The organism is Nocardia sp. NPDC004722, assembly GCF_053601505.1.
Window position 1 is genome coordinate 1 of the sequence record NZ_JBSGBY010000796.1, and the last position, 3,235, is coordinate 3,235.

Consider the following 3,235-nt stretch of genomic DNA (forward strand, 5'->3'; position numbering starts at 1 on the left):
TGCGCTGGCTGAAGCCCGCGGTGATGCTGTCGGTGTACTGGACGCCGACGGTGACGAGCCGTTCCGCGTCCTCGACGGCATGCCGCACCTCCGGGGGCGAGGCCGCGCCGGTGTAGACGCCGAGGAAGTTGGGGGCCGATTCGTCGACCACGGTCTTGCCCCAGGCCAGTGTGGCGTGCGGGAGACCGTCCGGCAGATCCAGCGACGGCCCGACCAGGGTGCGTAGGCGGTCGGTCGCGCCGACCCGGTCGACGAAGATGTCGGCCAGGACGGTCACGCGGCGGCGCGCGAGGAACTCACGGGCCGCCCGCTCGAAGGCGGCCCGCGCACCGGCGCTCGAGAAGTCGGCGGGCGGGGCCAGCGGCGTCGCGGGCGGTGACACCTCGATGCGGGCGGTGTCGGTGGCCAGCATCAGATAGCCGGGCCGTCGGTGCACCCGCACCGAGTTCAGCACCCGGTCGATCTCCTGGCAGGCGTCGGCGGCGCCGAGATCGGCTTGCGCGCAGGTGACTTCGGCGGCGATGCGGCGGAAGTGGTGGAAGTCGCCGTCGCCGAGGGTGTGGTGGATGACGCGGTGATGCGCCTGGATGTCCTTGGCCGGGACGCCCACGATGTGCACCACGGGGACGTGCTCGGCGTAGCTGCCCGCGATGGCGTTGACCGCGCTCAACTCACCCACGCCGTAGGTGGTGAGGACCGCGCCGATGCCGCGCAGGCGGGCGTAGCCGTCGGCCGCGTATCCGGCGTTGAGCTCGTTGGCGCTGCCGATCCAGCGGATATCGGGGTGCGCGATGACGTGATCGAGGAACTGGAGGTTGAAATCGCCCGGGACACCGAATATTTCGGTGACGCCGAGGTCGCGGAGCCGATCGAGCAGGTAGTCGCCGACAACGTAGCCCATCGTTCAACACTGGCACGTGAAGCGACAGTCAGCAACTTATTGGCTATCGATCGGCTCCGGAGGCCGTTCCGCCGGGTGGGACTCCCCCGCGCGTTCGGCCGACTTCCAGCCGGGCATCAGGTGCAGATGCGTCGAGGGCGGGGCGGGCGGCGCGGGGACCACGGTCCGGGCCAACTCCTCCTCGGCGGCGCGCAGCACATGCGCGGCGTCGGGTTTCCCGGCCAGCAGGTCCTGCACGAAGATCTTGGCGCGGATCACCGGGCGGCGGTAGCGGCGTTCGCGGCGCATCGCGCGCCGCATGAGCCCCGAACCGGCGGCGTAGCGCCAGCGGGCCCAGGGCGCGCCCGGACGGCTCAGCCGCAGCGCGCCGATGACCAGCAGCGGCGGGAAGAACATGCCGAACAGACCGGTCCAAATCTTGCCCTTCGCAATGACAATGGCGGCCAGCAGCAGATTGATCAGCGCGAAGCCGATGGTGAACAGGCGCTCGGGCACATTCTGATCGGCGCGCAGATCCCGGACATCGCCCATGTCCAGCAGCCACAGCGGGTGGAAGCCCAGCAGCAGCAGTCCGGTCACGGCGATGGCGACGAACACCGCGTCCACCGAGGTGCGGCCCTGCTCCTCCCAGTACACGTCGCGCAGGTAGTAGATGAGCGCGAACTCGTCGAGCACCAGCGCCGCGCCGACGCCGAAGACCGCGGCCAGCGCGCTGATCACGCCGACGGAACTCTGATACAGCGCCACCAGTCCCATGCCGGAACCGAGCACCAGGATCACGCCGAAGACCATGTGGTGGATGTGCACGTCCCCGGCCCGCAGATTGCCCGGCCACCAGCGGACCTGTTTGCGGATGAGCCGCACGCTGATTCGGATCAGCAGGAACCCCACGATGAACCCCAGCAGCAGGCATGCCAGCGGCAGTCGGCCGTGCGCCACCACGACATCTTCCCACCACCGATGCAACCGCATAACCGTGTCGTCTCCTGCGAATCCGCGCGTGAACACCAACCCCCGCCACGCTACCCGCGCCCCGGACGGGCACGCCCGGATCACAGCCGCCCGAGCAGTGATGTAGCAACCGTCCAGCCAACGTGACCGCGGGTGCTCGGGTTACTAGGATCACCAGCATGAAGCTCAGCACACGCAATCAGCTCGATGGAACCGTCACCCAGGTCACCCGCGGCGAGGCGATGGCCGTGGTGCGCATCCGGCTCACCGGTGGTGACGAGATCACCTCCTCCATCACCCGCGACGCCGTCGACGATCTCGCGCTCGCCGAGGGCAAGGCCGTCAAGGTCCTGATCAAGTCCACCGAGGTCTCCCTCGGCGTGGAATAGCCCCACCCACCGGCGGCCGGGGTGAATCCGAACGGGTTCGCCCCGGCCGCTTCGGTTTTCGCTGCGCCGTCATGTCGGTGGGTGGCGGTAGGGTCTGCCGCGAAGCCGCCGACGAAGGGAGCCACCGTGTCCGACGAGATCGAGTTCGAGAGTGCGGCCCCGGTGATCCCGGTGCTGGATCTCGACGCCGCCCTGGACCGCTACCGCCGTCTCGGCTTCACCGCGCACGCCTACGAGGGTCAGGCCCGCTACGGTTTCGCCGATCGCGGCGGCGTCTCCCTGCATCTGACCGAATGGCCCGAGCACGATCCCAAGCGCACCGCCTCGGCGATCTACCTCTACGTCTCCGACGCCGACGCCCTCTATGCCGAATGGCTGGCCGCCGATCTCCCCGGCCGCCTGGTGCCACCGGTCGACACCGATTACGGCCTACGCGAATTCGCCTACGTCGACCCCGACGGCACCCTGCACCGCGTCGGCTCCTCGCTGCCCATCTAGCCACACCACACCGCGCCTCGGCCATGGTCGACGCGAGACCGTACCGATGCCGGTCGCCTTCGCGCGCACCGGCTCACTGGAACCACCGCCCGTGGTGCCGCTGACGGTTGTGCGGGGTGCCGTGCTCGATTCGCCTCCGGCGCAACCATATCCGCGCCCGGCCACCATCACTGCCTGCGGTGCCATGAACGAACACCGAGTTGTCCTTGGAGCCGATCGACGCCTCGGTGGCGATCTCGTGGCCGCCATTCCTGGCACTGGTGCCGCTGCTCATCGCGTGGTTCGGCATCGACGAGCTCTCACCGCCGCGGGCCGGCTCGGTCAGCGCCGACCACGCCTGCGGCGAGAGGGCCGAGATCGCTTCACGCCGCAAACCGGGATGCCGGGCGGGTGAAATCGGTTCGGGCCCCGGCGGTTTCGCCGGGGCCCGAAGTGCGTGATCGAGTTACTTGCCGAAGCCCGCGCGGCGGAGGGCGTCGGCCATCGAGCCGCTGGG

General features: G+C 69.5%; 5 protein-coding genes. 3 read left to right on the forward strand and 2 right to left on the reverse strand.

Annotated elements, in window-relative coordinates; genetic code table 11:
* A partial coding sequence (locus tag ACWELQ_RS42005) for a thiamine pyrophosphate-binding protein (protein WP_452402559.1) occupies nucleotides 1-901 on the reverse strand: 901 nt, incomplete at its 3' end.
* A 36-nt stretch (nucleotides 902-937) separates the two neighbouring features.
* Nucleotides 938-1,873: a hypothetical protein gene (locus tag ACWELQ_RS42010; RefSeq protein ID WP_452402560.1), complete on the reverse strand. Its 936-nt coding sequence runs from the start codon at nucleotides 1,871-1,873 to the stop codon at nucleotides 938-940.
* 158 nt (nucleotides 1,874-2,031) lie between these two features.
* On the opposite strand from ACWELQ_RS42010, the gene ACWELQ_RS42015 reads away from it, so the two are divergent.
* The 3 genes from ACWELQ_RS42015 to ACWELQ_RS42025 all read left to right on the forward strand — a co-directional run bounded on the left by ACWELQ_RS42015 (nucleotide 2,032) and on the right by ACWELQ_RS42025 (nucleotide 3,179).
* Entirely contained in the window at nucleotides 2,032-2,241 is a 210-nt protein-coding gene (locus ACWELQ_RS42015; RefSeq protein ID WP_452402561.1) for a TOBE domain-containing protein, read from the forward strand.
* 126 nt (nucleotides 2,242-2,367) lie between these two features.
* Nucleotides 2,368-2,739, forward strand: coding sequence for a bleomycin resistance protein (locus ACWELQ_RS42020; protein WP_452402562.1), 372 nt, complete (start codon nucleotides 2,368-2,370; stop codon nucleotides 2,737-2,739).
* A 200-nt stretch (nucleotides 2,740-2,939) separates the two neighbouring features.
* The gene (locus tag ACWELQ_RS42025; RefSeq protein ID WP_452402563.1) at nucleotides 2,940-3,179 is read left to right on the forward strand and encodes a hypothetical protein; all 240 of its coding nucleotides are present in this window, start codon (nucleotides 2,940-2,942) and stop codon (nucleotides 3,177-3,179) included.
* The last annotated feature ends 56 nt before the right edge of the window (nucleotides 3,180-3,235 follow it).